Raw genomic sequence first — 20357 nt, 5'->3', positions numbered from 1 at the left:
GCTTAGGAATGAGGTCTTAGCGTTGGAAAGTGAGAAGCACACCAATAAAAATCACCACGCCACCCAATAAGCGTTGCCAGTTAATCGGGGTTTTTTCAGTGCCGAGCAAGCCAAAATGGTCAAATACCATCGACATTAAGATCTGTCCAAAAATAATCAGACCGGAGAGGGATAAAAAACCCAGTTTCGGTGCGGTATAAATACTGATACTGATGGCATAAACACCCAAACATCCCCCCAGCCATAAATACCAAGGGATTTGAGCAAAACTTGCAAAGTCCGGTTTTTCGGCCGATTGAAAAAACACCATAAAGGCGAGGACTATTGTACCAATCAAAAAAGAAAAAAGGGCAGCTTGCAGCGGCGAATATAAATATTCACGCAATTGGCTGTTGATCGCTGTTTGAATGGTCATAGCGATACCAACACCCATCGCGAGCGGCAGTAAGTACAATAAATGGCTGCTTATTTTCATCTTCTAATCATCTAATTCTTCTTAAATTTATTAGTCTACTGTATTGTGGATGAGATTTCATAAGCGCTCTGATGCAGTCATGTTAAAATGCGCTTACTTCTTTTGTTCCTTTTGAGCATTTTCCTTGGTTGAATTAAATCCTGCAGTTGTTCCGTTATCTTTATACATTCACATGCCGTGGTGTGTGCGCAAATGTCCATACTGTGACTTTAATTCGCATGCAGTGCCGAATGGTGAATTGTCTTTAGACTTAGAACAAGAATATTTACAGGCGTTGGTTGAAGACTTTAAAACGCAAGTCGATTTTGCTCAGGGTCGCCTGATTCATAGTGTATTTATTGGTGGGGGTACACCATCGCTCATTTCATCCAAAGGCTATCAATGGTTATTTGCTCAACTCAAAGCGTTAGTGCCATTTGAAGCGGACTGTGAAATTACCTTGGAAGCCAATCCGGGCACGGTTGAGCACGATCCTTTTGCCGGTTATTTAGATGCAGGGATTAATCGTCTATCTATCGGTGTGCAAAGTTTTAATACCGACCAGCTGAAAAAGCTGGGGCGGATTCATTCGAATGATGATGCGATTTCTGCCATTCAGCATGCGCGAGAAGCAGGCTTTGAACGAGTGAATGTTGACTTGATGCATGGCCTTCCTGAGCAAAGTCTAGAACAAGCACTGTTGGATTTAAAACTTGCTGTTGAAAATGGCGCAACGCATGTGTCGTGGTATCAGTTGACCATTGAACCTAATACGGTTTTCTTCCGCACAAAACCGATTTTACCTGTCGATGATGTGCTTGAAGATATTCAAGAACAGGGCGAAGCCTATTTAACAGCGCAAGGCTTTATCAATTATGAAGTATCGGCATGGCGTAAAGAAAAGCCGTCGGCACATAATTTAAATTATTGGCAGTTTGGCGATTATTTGGCGATTGGCGCAGGCGCACATGGTAAAGTGACCATGCCAGACGGGGTGTATCGTTTCCAAAAAACCCGATTGCCAAAAGACTATTTAGCCAAAGTACCTGCTGAACATCTTCAGTTTAAGCGTATCGAAGCAGCCGACATGCCTTTTGAATTTATGATGAATGCACTTCGTTTAAATCATGGGGTGGAAGCCAAGCTATATAGCGAGCGTACAGGGGAAAGTTTAGAGCCGATTGCCGAGTTATTGAACTCATTACGTGAACGTAAATTGATGGTCAATGATCCAACACGTTTGTCTTGTACCGAGCAGGGGCATATCTTTTTAAATTCCGTATTGGAAGAATTCCTGTAATGAAAGCTATGTCAAACTTGTTTTAAAATTTGAGCGACAAGTAATTTTTCATATTTCGAATGTAATTTGCAGAATGTGTATGAAATTATTCAGTTGATAATTGAATTTACATGGCATAAAGGAACTTCAGAAAATGAAATATATTTTAACTGCGACGTTATTAACTATAGCTTTGGTGGGTTGCACCGATAAAAAAGCACCATCAGAACAAAATGTTGCAACAGAGGCAACGGCCACAACTGCACAAACAAACGATGTTGCAGTAGCTCAAGATGAGCAAGTGATTCACTTTACAGGGCCACAAGATCTAAGCCTTGAGTTAAAAACCAAAGATAATTTTGAAACCGCACAATTGACTGATAATTCTGATCGTGTGTATGAATTGAAACGAGGAGTTTCAGGAAGTGGTGTACGACTTGCCAACGACCAAGGTGTTTCAATTCACTTTAAGAACTTTAATGGTGTGAATGAAGGCACAGTTGAGTTGGTAAAAGATAAACCCATAGAGATTAAAGAATTTATTGCTGATAAAGCAAAGTAAATATTAAAAAAAGACCGCATGAGCGGTCTTTTTTTAATTTAGCTTAACGATGTTTCGGTGGCATTGGCGGTAATTTATGCTGCGAAACAGATTTGTGTTGATTGCCTTTAAAAGCTACTGCCTTATGATTTTGTTTGGCAAATTTTGCATGAGCTTGTTGATGCTCTTTTTTCACCATTTGCGGCCCAGCAGGTTTGTGATGTGTTGCTTTAGGCGGTACAGGTTTTTTTATCGAAGTGTGCAGCAGGTGGTGGATTTTTATGATTGAATGCAGGCACTGCCATTGCAGACATTGTCGCAGTTGTTGCAATCAGACCAATCATTAATGAAGACATCAATTTTTTCATGGTTACGCTCTTTATGAATCAATGAAGTCATCATAGGGGGAGGCTATGTAGAAGATATGAAGTTGTATGAGATACAAATGTAAAGCTAAAATCATCGAGTGAAATTTACTTTAAGTATTTAATATTTATTAAATAAAATTATTTTTTTGAAAAATACAACAATATTTCTCCATATAAAGTTCATCTTTATACATTGTTATTACCTCATGAAGAAATTAAGAATGCTGCTCATTATCGCTATAGATGAAAATTAAAAGAGAAGACAAAAAGACCGCCGAAGCGGTCTTTTTATAGAGTCATTTAACTCGGTTTAAAGCTTAGTAGTCAAAGCTAAAGTGTTCAGGAGCCAAAGAAGTCATGGTCTTCGATGGGTTAACCATTGCTTCAGCGTGACCTTGTGAGCGTGGTAATAGACGTTCAAAGTAGAAGTCAGCCACTTTGATTTTTGCTTTATAGAACTCAGGAACTTCTGCACCATTGCCTTCTGCTAGTTTTTCAGAAGCTACAGCGGCTTGTTGTGCCCAGAAGTAAGCCATCATCACGTAGCCAGAGAACATCAAGAAATCTACAGATGCAGAAGATACGATGTCACGGTCTTTACGTGCAGCAAGCATGATACGAACAGTTAATGCATTCCACTGTGCGCAAAGCTTCGTTAAGTCCCACGCAAAACGACGCATGTATTTGTTACGTGCATGTTGACCACAGAACTTCAAGATTTCTGCTGTGTAGTCACGAATCACTTTACCTTTAGAGGTCAACAGAACTTTACGACCAATCAAGTCTAGTGCTTGAACACCGGTTGTGCCTTCGTAGAGAGTAGAGATACGTGAGTCACGAACGATTTGTTCCATGCCCCATTCTTTAATATAACCATGACCACCGTATACTTGCATACCATGGTTTGCAGCTTCATAACCCATTTCGGTTAAGAAACCTTTGAGAATCGGTGTGTAGAAGCCTAAGTGGTCATCATGTGCTTCAAACGCTGCTGTATCACCGCGGGTTAAAGCATCAGTCATTTTGTCCGCAATTTGAGCTGCATAGTAAATCATTGAACGGCCGCCTTCAGCGATCGCTTTTTGAGTTAAAAGCATACGACGTACGTCTGCATGGTGAATAATCGCATCGGCCACTTTTTCAGGATCTTTTTTACCTGAAAGTGCACGCATAGACATACGTTCTTTGGCGTATGGAAGTGCGCCTTGGAATGCCAATTCAGCATGTGCAATACCTTGAATTGCTGTACCAATACGTGCAGTGTTCATGAAGGTGAACATTGCATGTAGGCCTTTGTGTTTTTCACCGATCAAGTAACCAATGGCATTGTCAAAGTTCAGCACAGCTGTTGCCGAAGCACGGATCCCCATTTTGTGTTCAATCGAACCACAAGTCACTGGGTTGCGTTCGCCTACTGAACCGTCTGCTTTCACAAGGAATTTTGGAACGATGAACAATGAAATGCCTTTGGTGCCTGCAGGAGCATCTGGAAGACGAGCAAGTACGATATGCACGATGTTATCTGTTAAATCATGCTCACCCGCAGAGATGAAGATTTTTGTACCAGAAATTGAATAGCTACCGTCAGCTTGAGGTTCCGCTTTGGTTTTAACCTGACCTAAGTCGGTACCGCATTGAGGTTCAGTTAAGCACATGGTGCCTGACCAAGTTCCAGCAACAAGGTTCGGTAAATATTGGTTTTTCTGTTCTTCTGAACCAAATTGAAGAATGGTGTTGATACAACCTACGCTGAGACCTGGATACATTTGGAATGACCAGTTCGCTGTACCCATCATTTCAGATTTGATGAGATTCAACGACTGTGGCAAGTTTTGACCGCCGAATTCTTCAGGGAAAGACAGACCTTGCCAGCCACCCTGTACAAATTGGTCATAGGCTTCTTTAAACCCTTTTGGTGTTTTCACATCACCATTTTCAAAATGACAGCCTTCTTCATCACCCGTTTGGTTTAAAGGTGAAAGGATGTTTTCACAAAAATCCGCTGCACCTTCTAAAATCATGTCGACAGTATCTGCATCAGCAGCTTCACCATTAGACAAAGTTTTGTAGTGTGCTGGGTAATCGAGCACTTCATTCATTAAGAAACGAATATCGTGTAAAGGCGCTTTATATGCAGGCATAGTCTTAATCCTAATATCTAAATTTTTTTGGATTATCTGTATTGATGATTTGATTATTCATAATTTCATCCAAAAAACATTGATGAATACGCCCTTAAAAAATGTCAGAAAGGCGAATTGTAATATTTAACCAACATGTGAAAAGTAAACTTCTGATAGACTGGATGTTGATCTTTTGATCATTTTTTTCTTTTAATAAATCATAAAGAACTTAGGTCTTTCGTACAATTATGCGATTAAAATATATAACACTTTGTTTACTGGGTTTGAGTATTACTGGGTGTGCTCAACATGTCATAAAAACCAATTCAACGGATCAGTCTCTCGGGCAACAAGCCACTCAAGGCTTAAACGCAATGTTTGAAAATGCCAGTTATGACATGAAAGGGCAATTTTCAATTCAGACCGATATTCAGTTTGATGAAAAAAAGCCTGAAACCAAGTCAAAGCCTGCAACTATTACACAGCCAGAGCTGGATCCTAAACTTAAAAAACAACTGGATCAGTTGATTAAAACCCAAAATATTCCATTTAGCCAAAAAGAAAAGAAACAGCTCTATCAAGCTATTGCCAATGAATCGATCCCACCATCAGCGCGCTATAGCGATGAAGATGATGGCGTTTCTCCGCAATCTAAAATTGCTCAATCACTGCTGAATGTGTTGAATGATTTACAGTTTAGCTATAGCGGTTCAGTACATTTTAGAGAACAACTTGCTGCCTTAACCTTGCAATTGAGTTATCAAAAACCGACTTTGCAGGTGAATGCACAGTTGCCGATGATCATTGATTTTAATCAGCATAAATTTTATACCAACTACTTTGCGTTTATGCCATTTATGGTAAATCGTGAAAGCCAAAACAGCTTGGCTTATGTGGATTTTTCAAAACATAAAGACACGATTGCTCAGTACGATTTGAAAAAATTTGCTGACTATTTAAAACAAATGAATGCTTTGCCTTATGTCTTGGCAGAGCCGAATCAAGTGCAAAATATTGCTTTAACACGTGATGAAAAAAATGCAGGGCTGACTAAAAAAATCCGCTATGTGGGTGATCTTGATGCGCTATACACCCAGCTTGAACTTTTTGATTTTGTGAACGCCAACTATTACACCACGCAAATCAAAGGTCAGCGCAATAGTGACGCTGAGCAAGATGAATCTGTGGATGCAGCTGTGCATCTCAGTGCTTCCGAAGAGGCGATGGCTGCGGCTGAAGCGGCGGGAGGTGCAGTAGCGGCAGCAGCTGAGGATGAAGACTATGATGCGGCTTATGCATCTGTAGAACGTGTGAATGAGCTGCTCAATGCGAAAATGCATGGCCTGATGTATCACCAACATGAAACGGAAGAAGAACAAACGTCTTCTGCCGCTGAATCTGCTGAATACGCGATTGATACTGCAAGTGCATATGCGGAGGCGACCGCGGGTGATGACGAAGAAGCCTATAGTTCGGATACTGAAGTAACCGAAGCTTATGCGGCTTCCGAAGAAGATGACGAAACAGCGAACTTATCTGAGGAAACCTGTCAGGCCTTGATGAACACCAAACAGGTGCCGATTGGTAAAGTCACGCTGTGTCAGGATTATCAAGATGTTCGGGTGATACCGCTGCAAGAAGATTCTGTACCATCGGCCTCTGCTGCGGACGCATCCTATACAGATTCTGAGATTGCGGACGCTGTTGAGCAGTTAAAGCCGGTATTCCAGCAATATCAAAGTGAACAACTTATCGATGTAAAACAATTCCAGCAATTATGGCAAAAGCATCAAGCTGAAATTGCGCAGGTGCTGAATGCACAGGATAAATCATCTTCGAATGTTGTGATGGATGTAGGCCTAGATCACAAAGGCCGCGTCCAAGTAATGGACTATCAATTGGCCTTTAATGAGCCACGTTTAGGTCAATTAAAGCTGAAAAGTAGCAACCAAATCTTGAATTATGGCAATGCGACTAAAATTGATCGTCAAGCCATGAAACAGGCAAAATCCATTGAGGAAGTCAGTAAAGATTCACTCTTTGAAAATATGTTGAAAGGTCTGCTTGCACCAATCACGGGAAATGATCCTCTGCTTGTTGAAGCAGAAACTGCATCGGTCGATGATGTCCGTGCTGCAAATGAAGAAATCGAACTTCCTGAATATCTCAGTACTGTGGCTTTGCAAAGTTATAAACGTCATCAATCTGAAGTGAAAGCCTATCAAGCGGCATTTGTCGTGGCATTTGCTAACTATCGCGCTCAGTATGTGCGTTATTACTCAGCCAATGATTTGAATGAAATTGCAGAAGTTTATGCATATCGATTTGTTGATGGCTTAAAAGAGCCAACAGGCAATGCGCTGAAACGTTTAAATCAATTACGTGATAAGCATGCTTTGCATCGCTATCAAGACTTTGATGACTTAGGTTCTTCGGTCAATCATTATGTGCAGTCGGGGATTGGTGAGTACAAAGCTCAGGTTGAGTGGAAACAATTGCAAAAAAACTATAAGACTGATCAGGCGATATTTGCACATTTATATCAACAAAACTTTTTAGCCAGTTATGAACTGGAAGGAACTGAAAAAGCGCATTTGGTGAAAGCATCAAAAATCTATGCGCAAGCCTTTGCTGATGATATCAAAGGAAAATTATCAGAAGCGTCATTGCAAGGCCTAGCAGCAGAACACGAAGAGTTGTTCAGCCAATCGGCTTATTATGAGACCTATAAGGCCATTCAAAAACACAAGAACTAAGTTGGATAAAAAAAGAACCTCAATCGAGGTTCTTTTTTTAGGTGTTTCGACTGCTTTGAAAGTAAATTGAGCAAATCATTTTGAATTATAGAAAGTCTTTTAGATCAGGTTTGACGCCATTCCAAATGGAAAAAGATTCAATCGCTTGACCAACCAACATGCCAAAACCTTCTGAGGTTGGAACGTGGCGTGCTTTGGCTTGATCCAAAAATGTCGATGGTTTGCCATAGGCCATTTCATAGGCGTGGGTGAATTGTAAAGCTTCAGGCAAAATTAGCGGATCACCCGTTAAGCTGGCCGATGTGGCATTAATCACCAGATCAAATTGACCAGCTAAGTCGGTGAGGGCAATGGCTGCAAGTTCGGCATTGGGGACGGCAGTTTTTAAATCAGCGACCAATTGCTCAGCACGTGCTAAAGTACGGTTGGCAATGACGATTTTTTTGGCCCCGGCTTGTACCAGTGGGTAAATCACGCCACGTGTCGCACCACCTGCACCAATAATTAAAATATCGGTCTGTTCTAAATTCCAATCTAAGGCACGGATGGCATCGACTAGGCCTTGTCCATCGGTATTATCACCATGGAGTGTGCCATCTTGCATCCATAATGTATTGACCGCACCTGCAATTTTGGCACGTTCAGTAAGCACGGCACATTGTGCATAGGCTTGTTCTTTAAATGGAACAGTGACATTCATACCGATGCCACCTTCGGCAAAGAAGGATTCGACACTGTGCTGAAAACCATCGAGTGGCGCAAGTCGTTTGCTGTACTGAATGTCGAGGCCTGTTTTTTCAGCGAAGGCATGATGAAGTTCAGGTGAGCGTGATTGTTCAATCGGGTTGCCAATCACGGCAAATTGTTTGCTCATTGCACAGCGTCCATGTAGATGTGAAAGAGCAGACAATATACGCCAAATGTGATGATGGCTAAAGTTCGGGCAGTCTCAAAATCGTGAAATAAAGGCGGAAAATTAAGGATTACAAATATCTAAGACGCTTTGAATCAAGATGCTGGAAGCACTGATGACTAAACCAATCAAGGCAACCACCATGAAGCCAATAGCCAAATTATCATTCAAAGACGTTTCGGAAAAAATATTAGTACTGATAGCGCTGATCAGCACAACAGCAAAGCTCCAAAACACCAAGGCAGTAAGACTGACTGCTTTTTTATTGAGTGTTTGATGTGTCATGTGCGTTGTACTCCGTACAAGAAAGTTACAGCCATGAGTTTATTGACACATTGTGCAATGACATAGCGTAAAGCTGTTTAAAAGATGTGTCATTGTTGAGCAATCTGATTACAAAGTAAATGCTTAAAAAATTTATTTATGCATCAAGATATTACCTAGAAATACAAATACTTTAATTAAAAGGCAATGAAAAGCCCCTGATGGACAGAGGCAAATACACGTTTATCCGTTTTATTTCAGCGTATTCAGCCAATCTTGCGGTTTTAAATAAAAGTCGGTGAGCTTTTTCTCTGGAGAATTTTCTTCCCATTCAGGACGATATGACCAGCCCGCCAAAGGTGGCATACTTACTAAAATGGATTCAATACGCCCACCAGTTTGTAAACCAAATAAGGTGCCACGGTCATACACTAGGTTATATTCAACGTAACGACCACGACGGTAAAGTTGGAAGTCTCGTTGTGCTTCGGTATAGGCTTTGTCTTGGTTTCTTTGGAAGATTGGTAAAATTGCCTCTAAATAACCATTACCCACGGCCTGCATATATTTGAAACAGGTTTCAAAGTCCCATTGGTTGAGGTCGTCAAAGAATAAACCACCGACACCACGTTGTTCATCACGGTGTTTGAGATAGAAATAGTCATCACACCATTTTTTATGTTCATCATAGAGCGTATCGCTAAATGGGGCACAAAGATCATGGGCAGTTTGATGCCAGGACAAGACATCTTCATCATTTGGATAAAAAGGAGTGAGGTCAAAACCACCGCCAAACCACCAAATCGGATCTTGTCCTTCTTTTTCCGCGACAAATAAACGCACATTGGCATGTGAGGTTGGGACGTTGGGGTTTTTCGGGTGAATTACCAACGACACGCCCATGGCTTGCGCTTTTGCACCTGCAATAGCGGGATGGCGTTCAGTCGCAGAGGCGGGTAATTTTGAAATATTGATGTGCGAGAACATCACACCGCCTTTTTCAATCACCGTTCCATTTTGAAGAACACGTGAGCGACCACCACCACCTTCAGGGCGTTCCCAGTCATCGATCGCAAATTCGGCACTTCCGCCACCAGCACGTTCTTGCTGTTCCAATGCGGCACAAATCCGTGCCTGTAAATCGCGAAGGAATTCATCTACACGTTGAATATCGGCTGAAGTTGGATTCTGCATGGTGACCTTTATTAAAATAATTTAAAGATAAGTGTCATCAAAGCATAAATTACGTGAAAACTTAAGGCATTTTTCCCGATACTCAGCATCGGATCTTTGCTTTAAATCTGGAAATCTAGTGATTAAACCAAAAGATCATGCAAAGTTAGCAGCAATTGCTCCGGCTGAAATTGTGCCTATTCCGACAAATTTGCTAGGTTGAATTCACTTCTGAAGCTCAGCACAATAATCATAAGGTAGATTTAAATTGAATCTCATTGATTGAAATGGTGCATCGATGTCTCAGCAGGCGAGTTCTTTAATTCAAAAATATAATGTACCAGGTCCACGCTATACCAGTTATCCAACCGTGCCGTATTGGGAGGAAGCTGAGTTTTCATTACAACAGTGGAAACAGGGCTTGAAGCGATCTTTTAATGAGAGCAATCACCTCGAAGGCATCAGTCTGTACATCCATCTACCATTTTGTGAAAGCTTATGTACGTTTTGTGGTTGCCATAAAAAAGTCACGAAAAAACATGAGATGGAGCTGCCTTATATTCAGGCGGTGCTGAAAGAATGGGACTTATATTGTCAGCTCTTGGTTGACCGGCCAATAATTAAAGAAATTCATTTGGGCGGGGGAACGCCTACTTTCTTTTCTCCTGAGCATCTTACCCAGTTGATTCAAGGCATTCTAGTGCATGCTGATATTGCCGATACACATGAATTTAGCTTTGAAGGGCATCCGAACAATACCACACGTGAGCATTTACAAGCTTTGTATGATGTTGGCTTTCGACGCGTAAGTTATGGAGTGCAGGATTATAATGAGAAGGTGCAAAAAGCCATCCACCGTATTCAGCCCTTTGCACATGTTGAACAAGTGACACAGTGGGCACGTGATATTGGCTATACCTCTATTTCGCATGACTTGGTTTTTGGTTTGCCATTTCAGGATTTAAACGACGTGTTGCATACCATTGAACAGACCAATCGTTTGATGCCAGATCGTTTAGCCTTTTATAGCTATGCGCATGTGCCGTGGATTAAGGGCAATGGTCAGCGTGGTTTTAAAGATGCCGATGTCCCGAAAGATGATTTAAAGCGTCAATGCTATGAAGAAGGTAAAAAACAGCTACTGGCGCAAGGCTATCATGAAATTGGAATGGATCATTTTGCATTAACCCAAGATCCAATGTATCAAGCTTTTCAGCAGGGCAGTTTGCACCGAAATTTTATGGGCTATACCGCATCGAAAACCCAAGTAATGATTGGACTCGGCTTATCTTCGATCAGTGATAGTTGGTACAGCTTTGCACAAAATGAAAAGAAAATTGAAGACTATTATTCACGTTTAGAGCAAAACCAAATTCCTGTTTATCGAGGTCATGTGCTGACAGATGAGGACTTAATCATTCGTAAACATATTCTGAATTTGATGTGTACATTCCATACTTCGTGGGCAAATACAGACATGCAATTTCCAGAAATTGATGAAGTGGTTGCACAATTAACAGAAATGCAAGCGGATGGATTATTAGAGTTGGGTGATCAGAGCATCCAAATTACCGAAAAAGGCAAACCTTTTGTACGTAATATCTGCATGGCTTTTGACTTAAGGTTAAAACGCCGTGTGCCGGAAAATCGTATTTTTTCGATGACGATTTGAATTTCCCCTAACCCCTCTTTTAAAGAGGGGAAAGCCTCCCTTTTGTAAAGGGAGGTTTGGAGGGATTTATAGATGGAGAATTTAAAGGACTTTTAAAAATCGTCCTTTTGATACATATGCGACATACGATCATGTTTGGTTTTTAAATATTGTTCGTTAAAGGGATTTAAACCCACAGTCAGCGGAACACGATCAACGACATTCACGCCTTGCTCTTGGAGCGCTTCAATTTTTAATGGGTTATTGGTAATGAGACGCACAGCCGTAATGTTGAGATGATTCAACATGATAGGGCACATATCATAACGACGTGCATCGGCAGGAAGATCCAATAATAAATTGGCATCCACTGTGTCATGGCCTTGGTCTTGTAGGGCGTAAGCACGAATTTTATTGGTTAAACCAATACCGCGACCTTCTTGACGTAAATATAAAATCACCCCTTGACCCGCTTCATTAATTAATTTTTGGGTGGCTTGAAGTTGTGGGCCGCAGTCACATTTGAGTGAAGCGAAGGCATCACCGGTGAGGCATTCGGAGTGGATACGAACTAAAACAGGTTCAGTGGGAGCTTGTTCTAGTCCTTTAGAGAGTGCGACATGTTCTTCACCGGTTTCAGGATCCTGAAAAACCGTAATATTGAATTCACCAAAAGCGGTCGGTAATCTTGACGTTGCGACAAATTCTATAGGCACTGCTTAACCCGTTTATTCGATTATAAATTGGCTAAAGTATAGCGTAATGCTTGGACATTGGTAGAATTGCAACGACGAATTTATGCAGAACATTTTCTTTTTTGTATAAAGCGAACGATAATAGTTGATAAATAGGAAGATTATTCAGGATAATCTGACTCATTCAAAATCTCCCCAACGAGATCATTGCTAAAAATTACATCGCTACAAGTTTGGCTGATTGTAAGGTGATACAATTCGACGATATGATCGAGTTACCCATTTAGACCGAGCTTAGGAATTTGCCAGGCTTTAGAAGGCTTTGCCACATTATGCTGTATAAAGAAATACCATTTCAACGCCCTGTAACACCGTTGCTGGATACGATTAACCATCCTCAACAACTTCGTTTACTCGAGCGCAGCCAATTAGAGCAAGTGGCGGATGAGTTACGTCAATTTATTTTGTATGCGGCCGGACAAAGTGGTGGGCATTTTGGTGCCAATCTTGGGGTGATTGAATTAACCGTGGCATTACATTACTGTTTTGATACGCCACGTGATCGTCTGATTTGGGATGTGGGTCATCAAGCCTACCCGCATAAAGCCTTAACTGGTCGTCGTGAACAATTAGTGACGATTCGTGCCAAAGATGGTTTGGCTGCGTTTCCTGCCCGTGAAGAATCTGAATTTGACACCTTTGGCGTAGGCCATTCATCAACAGCGATTTCTGCTGGCCTTGGAATGTCATTAGCACGTCGCTTCAAGCAAGATCCCTGTCATGTGGTGGCAATCGTGGGTGATGGCGCGATGACAGCGGGCATGGCTTTTGAAGCAATGAACGATGCGGTGGCACACAATGCTGACCTTATGGTGGTATTGAACGACAACGATATGTCGATCTCATGCAGTACCGGTGGTTTTGCTAAGCATTTGGCTGCGATATGGGAAAGTGGTCAATCGGTGAATATTTCTGAAAATGGCGAAGCTTATATTCAACCTCATCCTGAATGGGCGTATAACTCACGCCTACATTGTGCTGCGACCGATGCTGCAGACAACCTATTTAAAGCCATTGGCTTTGACTACTTTGGTCCTTTTGATGGGCACGATGTTGAACAATTAACACACGTGTTTGAAGCCTTAAAAAAACGCAAAGGCCCACGTTTAATGCATGTCTATACCAAAAAAGGTAAAGGCTTTGCACCTGCCGAAGCAGATCAAATTAAATACCATGCCATCAGTAAACTGAATGCACCTGCTGCTGTGGCAACTGCACCGAAATATTCAGATGTTTTTGGTCAGTGGTTATGTGATGAAGCTGTACAGGATGATCGTTTATTAGCGATTACTCCTGCGATGTGTGAAGGCTCAGGCATGGTGCAATTTGCAAAGCAGTTCCCTGAGCGTTTTTTTGATGTTGCCATTGCAGAACAACATGCGGTGACTTTGGCTGCGGGTATGGCCTGTGAAGGGGTAAAACCGGTTGTTGCAATCTATTCAACCTTTTTACAACGTGGTTATGACCAACTGATTCATGACGTCGCTTTGCAAAATCTTGATGTCACATTTGGTATCGACCGTGCAGGTTTGGTTGGTGAAGATGGCCCAACGCATGCCGGTGCATATGATTATGCCTTTATGCGTACCGTGCCGAACATGGTGATCATGGCGCCGAAAGACGAAAATGAATGTCGTCAAATGTTGCATACGGCTTATTTGTATAAAGGCCCAGCGGCAGTACGTTACCCACGAGGTAATGGACTAGGTGTTGAGATTCAGCAAGAGATGACCGAGCTTGAAATTGGCCGTGGTGAAGTTCTTATAAGCTTTAATGATCAGCAAGATGCAACAATTTCGATTTTAGCATTTGGTAGCCGTGTTCAGGCAGCGGTTGAGGCGGCTGAAGTATTGGCTGAAAAACTGGATGTTGCAGTTCGTGTGCTAAATATGCGTTTTGTAAAACCATTAGATACACAGTTGATCGATCAAATCGCGGCAAGCACGCAATTATTTGTGACAGTTGAAGAGCATGCAGTGATGGCGGGTGCGGGTAGTGCGGTAAATGAATATTTAGCGCAAGCTAGTATTGTTAAACCGATGCTGAATTTAGGTTTGTCAGATGAATTTATGCATCAGGCGACACATGCTCAAATGCTACAACAAGCTGGACTAGATGCTGAAGGCATTATCACTTCTGTGACACAAAGCTGGACAAAGCATAAGTCAACTGTAGTTTGCTGAATTTCTAATTTTTAGAAACATTTTTTCCCTAAAAGCCCTTATATTTGATAAGATATAAGGGCTTTTATGCATTATTCTTTATCAGTATCTTCAAATTTGTAGTGGGTGTTCAATGGAACCTATGGTGGTTATGGCTGCGCGTGCGGCTCAATTAGTTGGTCAAGAGCTTTTAAAAGCGCATCAAAATCGTCATAAACTCGATCTACAAGTCGAAGAAAAAGGAATTGATGGTCCAGTAACGCGTGTTGACCGTTATTTGGAACAATTGACTATCGATACCCTACGTAAAAGCTATAAAAATCACAGTTTCCTAGGCGAAGAGTTTGGTCTTCAAGAAGGCAAAGGTCACGACGCTGATTGGTGTTGGATCATCGACCCACTTGATGGCACATTAAACTTCGTTAATGGTGTTCCGCATTTCTGTATCTCTATCGCAGTTCAACATAAAGGTGTAACTCAACACGGTGTTATTTATGACCCTGTGAAAGATGAGTTGTTCTCTGCAAGCCGTGGTCGCGGTGCGATGATGAACCAACGCCGTATTCGTGTAAATGTAAAAGACAGCTTAGAAAACACTTTCCTTTCAGTGGGGCATGCGTATCGTAAAATTCGTAATGGCGAAGTGGTTTCTTATGCGAAAAACCATTTCAACTCATTGTTAAATGTGACTGAAGCCGGTGCTCAATACCGTCGTTCAGGTTCTGCTGCTCTTGATCTAGCATATGTTGCTGCCGGTCGTTTCGATGGTTATTTCGAACTTGGTTTGAAACCTTGGGACATCGCTGCGGGTGAACTTATTGTGAAAGAAGCGGGTGGTACTGTGGTTGATGCTCGTGGTGGTAACGACTCAATGGACAATGGTCAAGTACTTGCATGTTCTATGAAAATGCTTAAACCACTTATGCAAGCTGTTGTTCCAGCTTGGGGTGAAGCTGCTAAATAATAGAACGCTTAGTTCGAGTTTATTGACAGAATAATGAAATAAAGCCCTCTTTATGAGGGCTTTATTTTTGTCTAATCGGTCAAAAATAAAGGCTTAAACACCTATAATTTAAAGCTTCTTACAAAAAACATTCTGAAGTTGACTAAAACAGGTGACATTTAAAAACTTTCTGCTATAATCCCCGCACGCACTAAATTTCGTTCATTACCTGAACATTCTCTTCTATCATTGTGTATGCGCGTTCCGGTCCAAAGAGAGGACGATATTTCGCGCCCCACCCAATCGCTAAGCGATTCCTTCAGGTTGCGGCTGTAATCATGTGTGCGTTATACACATCGTCGTTCTCGGATCGCCGCTGATTCTATATTTTCAGCGTTTTTTGCTGTGCCGCTTTTTGCCGATGTCCATCTGAATTTATATTTTTAATGGAGCACCCATTTTTGGGGTGAAATACTCTATGAGCAAAACTTTTGCTGATTTTCCTTTACATGAGTCGTTACAACTAGCATTACAAGGTCTAGGTTTTACTACTCCGACTCCAGTGCAAGAACAATCAATTCCAGCTGCATTAGAAGGTAAAGACCTTCTTGTATCAAGCCAAACTGGTTCTGGTAAAACTGCTGCATTCTTACTCCCAACTGTGAATGCTTTGGCTGGTCAAGACACTTTGATGTCTTTCAAAGAGCGCATGAAAGCGGTAACTGCACCGTCTATTCTTGTACTTTGCCCTACACGTGAATTGGCTCAACAGGTTAGCCAAGACGCAATTGCTTTAGTACGTCATATGAAAGGTGTTCGTATTGCTGCAATTATGGGTGGTATGCCTTTCGGTAAACAAATTCAACAGCTTAAAGGTGCACAAGTTGTCGTAGCGACTCCAGGTCGTTTACTTGACTTGGTGAACCGTCGTCAAATTAAATTAGACAACGTTGATGCGTTAATCGTTGACGAAGCTGACCGTATGCTTGACTTAGGTTTCTCTGAAGACCTAGAAGCGATCAGCGACTTGGCTGCTAACCGTAAACAAACATTAATGTTCTCTGCAACATTTGCGCCGCGTATCATTACACTTGCAGAACGCATGATGAATGATCCACAGCGTATTGCGATTGAAACTGGTCACTCTACAAATACTGACATTACTCAGACTCTTCACTGGACTGACGGTTTCGAACACAAGAAAAAACTTTTGACTCACTGGTTATCGGATGAGTCTGTAGATCAAGCAGTTGTATTCGCATCTACTCAAGAAGATACAGATATGTTGGCTGAAGAACTTGCAGAAGCAGGTCACTCAGTTGTCGCTCTTCACGGTGCAATGCCACAAACTGTACGTAACCGTCGTTTACGTAGCATTCGTGAAGGTCGTGCAAAAATCTTAGTTGCGACTGACGTTGCTGCACGTGGTCTAGACGTACCAACTATTTCACACGTAATTAACTTCGGTCTTCCAATGAAGAACGAAGACTATGTACACCGTATCGGTCGTACAGGTCGTGCAGGCCGTACTGGTAACGCGATTACTTTAGCGACTTACCGTGAACGCGGTAAAATCCGTGCTTTAGAAGACTTCTTAGATGCACGTTTAAATGTGTCTGAAATTGAAGGTCTTGAGCCATCTCCACCTCCTGCACGCGGTAGCCGTGATGGCGGTCGTGGTCGTCGTGATGGTGGTCGCGGTGGTCGTGGTGGTTTCGGTGGCGGTCGTCGTTTTGAAGGTGAATCAAACTTCAAACGTCGTGAAGGCAACCGTGATGGCGAACGTCGTTCATTCGGTGGCGAAGATCGTCCACGTCGCGAATACAACAACGATCGTCCACGTCGTGAAGGTGGTTTCGAAGATCGTCCACGTCGCGAATTTAACAACGATCGTCCACGTCGTGAAGGCGGTTTCGAAGATCGTCCACGTCGTGAATTTAACAACGATCGTCCACGTCGTGAAGGCGGTTTTGAAGATCGTCCACGTCGCGAATTTAACAGCGATCGTCCACGTCGTGAAGGTGGTTTTGACCGTCGTTCTAACGATGACAACCGTGGTAACCGTGTAGATTACAAACCAGCTCGTGAAGGTTATGGCGATCGTCCAAAACGTTCATTTGGTGAAGATCGTCCACGTCGTGAATTCAACGGTGACCGTCCTCAACGTTCATTTGGTGAAGATCGTCCAAAACGTTTCGGCGATGACCGTCCAAAACGTTTCGGTGATGATAAACCACGTGGCGAACGCACTTTCGGTGAAGATCGTCCACGTCGTAAATTCAATGACTAATTGAATTTCGAAAGAAATATCGAAAAAACCGGTGGAAACACCGGTTTTTTTTATGGATTTAAATTAGCTTTTTAATCAGAAAAATGTATACTTGATCAAACTTTATGTGTTTAATGATAATTAATATGAACGGAAACGCGTTGGCAAATATGCGTACAGTGATGATCGAGGTACTTATGCCTTATATCGGTTTGACACTCTTATTGTGTAATATCGTTTACTATATATACAATTATTTTAACTAAATTCTTCTATTGGGTTGAAATCACCCTCTATAAAATCGCATTAATAATAAAAAACAATTTACCTGATGTAATGCAGGGATATGCGCCCATGCAATGGTAACATTTTAAACTTCAATCCTTTATAGTATGCATGCTGAAAAAAATGCAGGAAAATCCTCAGCTATGAATAATCAAACGTCTTCTCAGACTCAGGCACTGATCGAAGTGAAAAACCTGAGTTTTAAGCGAGGAGAGCGCGTCATTTATGACAATGTCAGTTTAAAAATTCGTCGTGGTCAGATCACTGCAATTATGGGTCCATCTGGTACAGGTAAAACGACTTTACTCCGTTTAATTGGTGGTCAATTGACTCCCGATAATGGAGAAGTGTTGCTTGATGGGCAGGACATTGCACAGATGTCACGTCAGGAGCTCTTCGCTGCGCGTGCACGTATGGGGATGTTGTTCCAGAGCGGCGCATTATTTACCGATATGTCGGTATACGAAAACGTAGCCTTTCCGATTCGTGCGCATACCAAGTTGCCAGAGCATTTGATCGCTGAAATTGTTGCGTTGAAATTAGAGTCGGTTGGTTTACGTGGTGCAGAACAAATGATGCCCTCTGAACTATCGGGTGGTATGAATCGTCGTGTGGCTTTGGCCCGTGCAATTGCACTGGATCCTGAGTTAATCATGTATGACGAACCTTTTGCAGGGCAAGACCCGATTGTGATGGGGGTTTTAACCCGCTTGATTCGTTCGCTACGTGAAGCTTTAGATTTAACCACGATTATTGTTTCGCATGATGTAGCTGAAACTTTATCAATTGCAGATTACATCTACGTCGTGGCTGAAGGGAAAGTGCAGGGCGAGGGAACACCTGAGCAGTTAAGAGCACATGCTTCGCCTTTTGTGAAGCAGTTCTTGACGGGTTCGGTAGAAGGTCCGGTCGATTATCAATTCAGTCATCAGCCCTATTTAAATCATGAGGTTCGTTCATGAATGCTATTGCCGCATTAGGTAGACGCGTCATTGAACGTGTTCGAGGAATCGGCGTAGCAACCATTATGTTGCTGCAGATTCTTTTTTCCATGCCGACTTTACTTGGCGTGAAATTGTTTATTTATCAGATGTACCGTGTTGGTGTGCTCTCATTACTGATTATTGTGGTATCTGGCTTATTTATTGGCTCGGTACTGGGTTTGCAGATGTATAGCATTCTGTCGACCTTTGGTAGCGAAGCGATGCTCGGCACCGCCGTTGCACTGACGTTACTGCGTGAACTTGCACCTGTGGTTGCGGCTTTACTCTTTGCAGGTCGTGCAGGTTCAGCTTTAACAGCTGAAATTGGTTTGATGAAAGCCACTGAGCAGTTGTCGAGTATGGAAATGATCGGGGTCGATCCCTTAAAACGGGTGATCTCGCCACGACTTTGGGCCGGTATTTTTAGCTTGCCAATGTTGTCGGTGATTTTCGCTGCGGTCGGCATCATGGGCGGTAAATTGGTGGGTGTTGATTTTCTGGGTGCAGATGAAGGCTCTTATTGGAGTGGCATCGAGAACAGTGTGCAATTCTTTAAAGACGTCTTTAATGGCACCATCATCAAAAGTTTTGTTTTTGCATTAATTTGTACTTGGATTGCGGTCTATCAGGGTTATGCCTGTGTCCCAACTTCAGAAGGTATTGCAACGTCGACCACACGTACTGTCGTGTATTCTTCGTTGTGTGTTTTAGGTTCAGATTTCGTGTTGACTGCGGTCATGTTCGGAGGTATTTAATGAAATCACGTACGAGTGAACTGGCCGTCGGTTTTTTTGTCATTCTGTTTGCTATCGCTATTTTCTTCTTGGCTATGCGTGTGAGTGGTTTGGTCGGCAATAACATCGAAGACAGTTATGAATTGACCGCGACATTTGAAAATGTAAACGGGATTAAACCCCGTGCTAAAGTTACCTTAAGTGGTGTTAAAGTTGGTCAAGTAGAATCGTTGAAACTCGATCCTGTGACGCGTTTAGTGACAGCACATCTGATTATGGATGGTTCATTAACCTCTTACAACGCAGAACAATTAAAAGAAGTGCAAAAGAATGCACTCGAAGAACTGCGTTACACATCAGACTATGAAGCAGCGACACCTGCGAAACAAAAAGAAATGGAACAGCAACTGATTGCTAACATGAAATCCATCACCAATATCGATGAAGATGCTTACATTATGGTGGCAACCAATGGTTTATTGGGCGAGAAATATTTGAAAATTGTACCGGGTGGTGGTGTCAACTTCTTAAAACGTGGTGACCAAATTGGTAATACCCAAGGTACGATGGAAATCGAAGATTTGGTGTCTAAATTTGTGACCGGTGGTGCAGGGAACAAATCTGACAGCACAGCAGAAGCTGAACAAAAAACAGAAGCTGCTGACACAACAACGGCAGAAGAACCTGCATTTGTTGAATAATTT

At 42.2% G+C, this 20357-nt stretch carries 18 protein-coding genes; 10 read left to right on the top strand and 8 right to left on the bottom strand.

Features of this window, described 5'->3' with window-relative positions:
• Positions 1-16: 16 nt before the first annotated feature.
• Positions 17-475, bottom strand: coding sequence for a DMT family transporter (locus G0029_RS13855; RefSeq protein ID WP_180084595.1), 459 nt, complete (start codon positions 473-475; stop codon positions 17-19).
• A 124-nt stretch (positions 476-599) separates the two neighbouring features.
• Here G0029_RS13855 and hemW point away from each other — a divergent pair, with 124 nt between their 5' ends.
• Positions 600-1754: a radical SAM family heme chaperone HemW gene (gene hemW / locus G0029_RS13850; RefSeq protein WP_180106885.1), complete on the top strand. Its 1155-nt coding sequence runs from the start codon at positions 600-602 to the stop codon at positions 1752-1754.
• A gap of 133 nt (positions 1755-1887) precedes the next feature.
• Positions 1888-2295, top strand: a complete 408-nt coding sequence (locus G0029_RS13845) for a hypothetical protein (protein WP_111884191.1) — start codon at positions 1888-1890, stop codon at positions 2293-2295.
• A gap of 43 nt (positions 2296-2338) precedes the next feature.
• On the opposite strand, the gene G0029_RS18445 is transcribed toward G0029_RS13845, so the two are convergent.
• From G0029_RS18445 to G0029_RS13835, 3 genes are all read right to left on the bottom strand, one after another.
• Positions 2339-2473, bottom strand: coding sequence for a hypothetical protein (locus G0029_RS18445; protein WP_257223960.1), 135 nt, complete (start codon positions 2471-2473; stop codon positions 2339-2341).
• A gap of 31 nt (positions 2474-2504) precedes the next feature.
• Positions 2505-2642 (bottom strand): hypothetical protein, encoded by a 138-nt coding sequence (locus G0029_RS13840; RefSeq protein ID WP_180106887.1) that lies wholly within the window; start codon positions 2640-2642, stop codon positions 2505-2507.
• 317 nt (positions 2643-2959) lie between these two features.
• Entirely contained in the window at positions 2960-4783 is a 1824-nt protein-coding gene (locus tag G0029_RS13835; RefSeq protein WP_180106889.1) for an acyl-CoA dehydrogenase C-terminal domain-containing protein, read from the bottom strand.
• 230 nt (positions 4784-5013) lie between these two features.
• Between G0029_RS13835 and G0029_RS13830 the strand changes: the two genes are divergently transcribed.
• Positions 5014-7521, top strand: coding sequence for a hypothetical protein (locus G0029_RS13830; protein ID WP_180106891.1), 2508 nt, complete (start codon positions 5014-5016; stop codon positions 7519-7521).
• A gap of 85 nt (positions 7522-7606) precedes the next feature.
• Here G0029_RS13830 and aroE read toward each other — a convergent pair whose 3' ends face one another.
• The 3 genes from aroE to hemF form a co-directional block, all read right to left on the bottom strand.
• Positions 7607-8395 carry a shikimate dehydrogenase gene (gene aroE / locus G0029_RS13825; protein WP_180062850.1) on the bottom strand — a complete coding sequence of 263 codons (789 nt, stop codon included), beginning with the start codon at positions 8393-8395 and terminating at the stop codon, positions 7607-7609.
• Between the two features lie 102 nt (positions 8396-8497).
• Positions 8498-8719 (bottom strand): hypothetical protein, encoded by a 222-nt coding sequence (locus G0029_RS13820; protein ID WP_180093022.1) that lies wholly within the window; start codon positions 8717-8719, stop codon positions 8498-8500.
• A 231-nt stretch (positions 8720-8950) separates the two neighbouring features.
• On the bottom strand, positions 8951-9892 hold the full coding sequence (gene hemF, locus G0029_RS13815) for an oxygen-dependent coproporphyrinogen oxidase (RefSeq protein ID WP_180021580.1): 942 nt from the start codon (positions 9890-9892) through the stop codon (positions 8951-8953).
• A 277-nt stretch (positions 9893-10169) separates the two neighbouring features.
• On the opposite strand from hemF, the gene hemN reads away from it, so the two are divergent.
• The gene (gene hemN, locus G0029_RS13810; RefSeq protein WP_180093020.1) at positions 10170-11543 is read left to right on the top strand and encodes an oxygen-independent coproporphyrinogen III oxidase; all 1374 of its coding nucleotides are present in this window, start codon (positions 10170-10172) and stop codon (positions 11541-11543) included.
• Between the two features lie 92 nt (positions 11544-11635).
• Here the strand turns inward: hemN and ribA are convergent, their stop codons facing one another.
• Positions 11636-12238, bottom strand: coding sequence for a GTP cyclohydrolase II (gene ribA / locus G0029_RS13805; RefSeq protein ID WP_168379100.1), 603 nt, complete (start codon positions 12236-12238; stop codon positions 11636-11638).
• A 311-nt stretch (positions 12239-12549) separates the two neighbouring features.
• On the opposite strand from ribA, the gene dxs reads away from it, so the two are divergent.
• From dxs to G0029_RS13775, 6 genes are all read left to right on the top strand, one after another.
• The gene (gene dxs / locus G0029_RS13800; RefSeq protein ID WP_180106893.1) at positions 12550-14460 is read left to right on the top strand and encodes a 1-deoxy-D-xylulose-5-phosphate synthase; all 1911 of its coding nucleotides are present in this window, start codon (positions 12550-12552) and stop codon (positions 14458-14460) included.
• A gap of 112 nt (positions 14461-14572) precedes the next feature.
• Complete coding sequence (locus tag G0029_RS13795; protein ID WP_078189303.1) at positions 14573-15403, top strand: inositol monophosphatase family protein; 831 nt, start codon at positions 14573-14575, stop codon at positions 15401-15403.
• A gap of 457 nt (positions 15404-15860) precedes the next feature.
• Positions 15861-17672 (top strand): DEAD/DEAH box helicase, encoded by a 1812-nt coding sequence (locus G0029_RS13790; RefSeq protein WP_078189302.1) that lies wholly within the window; start codon positions 15861-15863, stop codon positions 17670-17672.
• 407 nt (positions 17673-18079) lie between these two features.
• On the top strand, positions 18080-18898 hold the full coding sequence (locus G0029_RS13785; RefSeq protein WP_218948088.1) for an ABC transporter ATP-binding protein: 819 nt from the start codon (positions 18080-18082) through the stop codon (positions 18896-18898).
• Complete coding sequence (gene mlaE, locus G0029_RS13780; RefSeq protein WP_078189301.1) at positions 18895-19674, top strand: lipid asymmetry maintenance ABC transporter permease subunit MlaE; 780 nt, start codon at positions 18895-18897, stop codon at positions 19672-19674. The genes G0029_RS13785 and mlaE overlap by 4 nt, the downstream gene beginning before the upstream one ends.
• Positions 19674-20354, top strand: a complete 681-nt coding sequence (locus tag G0029_RS13775) for an outer membrane lipid asymmetry maintenance protein MlaD (protein ID WP_078189300.1) — start codon at positions 19674-19676, stop codon at positions 20352-20354. The genes mlaE and G0029_RS13775 overlap by 1 nt, the downstream gene beginning before the upstream one ends.
• The last annotated feature ends 3 nt before the right edge of the window (positions 20355-20357 follow it).

This window comes from Acinetobacter sp. YH12138 (genome assembly GCF_015218525.1).
GTDB classification, from domain to species: domain Bacteria; phylum Pseudomonadota; class Gammaproteobacteria; order Pseudomonadales; family Moraxellaceae; genus Acinetobacter; species Acinetobacter amyesii.
Note: the sequence above shows the minus strand (reverse complement) of the source record. Positions and strands in the feature narration are given on the sequence as shown.

What these genes read in the sequence shown, in the direction of transcription:
- G0029_RS13840 (WP_180106887.1), bottom strand. Translation starts at nt 2,642, where the DNA reads ATGAAAAAATTGATGTCTTCATTAATGATTGGTCTGATTGCAACAACT.
- G0029_RS13775 (WP_078189300.1), top strand. Translation starts at nt 19,674, where the DNA reads ATGAAATCACGTACGAGTGAACTGGCCGTCGGTTTTTTTGTCATTCTG.
- G0029_RS13795 (WP_078189303.1), top strand. Translation starts at nt 14,573, where the DNA reads ATGGAACCTATGGTGGTTATGGCTGCGCGTGCGGCTCAATTAGTTGGT.
- G0029_RS13835 (WP_180106889.1), bottom strand. Translation starts at nt 4,783, where the DNA reads ATGCCTGCATATAAAGCGCCTTTACACGATATTCGTTTCTTAATGAAT.
- G0029_RS13790 (WP_078189302.1), top strand. Translation starts at nt 15,861, where the DNA reads ATGAGCAAAACTTTTGCTGATTTTCCTTTACATGAGTCGTTACAACTA.
- aroE (WP_180062850.1), bottom strand. Translation starts at nt 8,395, where the DNA reads ATGAGCAAACAATTTGCCGTGATTGGCAACCCGATTGAACAATCACGC.
- G0029_RS13785 (WP_218948088.1), top strand. Translation starts at nt 18,080, where the DNA reads ATGAATAATCAAACGTCTTCTCAGACTCAGGCACTGATCGAAGTGAAA.
- hemF (WP_180021580.1), bottom strand. Translation starts at nt 9,892, where the DNA reads ATGCAGAATCCAACTTCAGCCGATATTCAACGTGTAGATGAATTCCTT.
- hemN (WP_180093020.1), top strand. Translation starts at nt 10,170, where the DNA reads ATGTCTCAGCAGGCGAGTTCTTTAATTCAAAAATATAATGTACCAGGT.
- G0029_RS13820 (WP_180093022.1), bottom strand. Translation starts at nt 8,719, where the DNA reads ATGACACATCAAACACTCAATAAAAAAGCAGTCAGTCTTACTGCCTTG.
- G0029_RS13845 (WP_111884191.1), top strand. Translation starts at nt 1,888, where the DNA reads ATGAAATATATTTTAACTGCGACGTTATTAACTATAGCTTTGGTGGGT.
- dxs (WP_180106893.1), top strand. Translation starts at nt 12,550, where the DNA reads ATGCTGTATAAAGAAATACCATTTCAACGCCCTGTAACACCGTTGCTG.
- mlaE (WP_078189301.1), top strand. Translation starts at nt 18,895, where the DNA reads ATGAATGCTATTGCCGCATTAGGTAGACGCGTCATTGAACGTGTTCGA.
- G0029_RS13830 (WP_180106891.1), top strand. Translation starts at nt 5,014, where the DNA reads ATGCGATTAAAATATATAACACTTTGTTTACTGGGTTTGAGTATTACT.
- G0029_RS13855 (WP_180084595.1), bottom strand. Translation starts at nt 475, where the DNA reads ATGAAAATAAGCAGCCATTTATTGTACTTACTGCCGCTCGCGATGGGT.
- G0029_RS18445 (WP_257223960.1), bottom strand. Translation starts at nt 2,473, where the DNA reads ATGGTGAAAAAAGAGCATCAACAAGCTCATGCAAAATTTGCCAAACAA.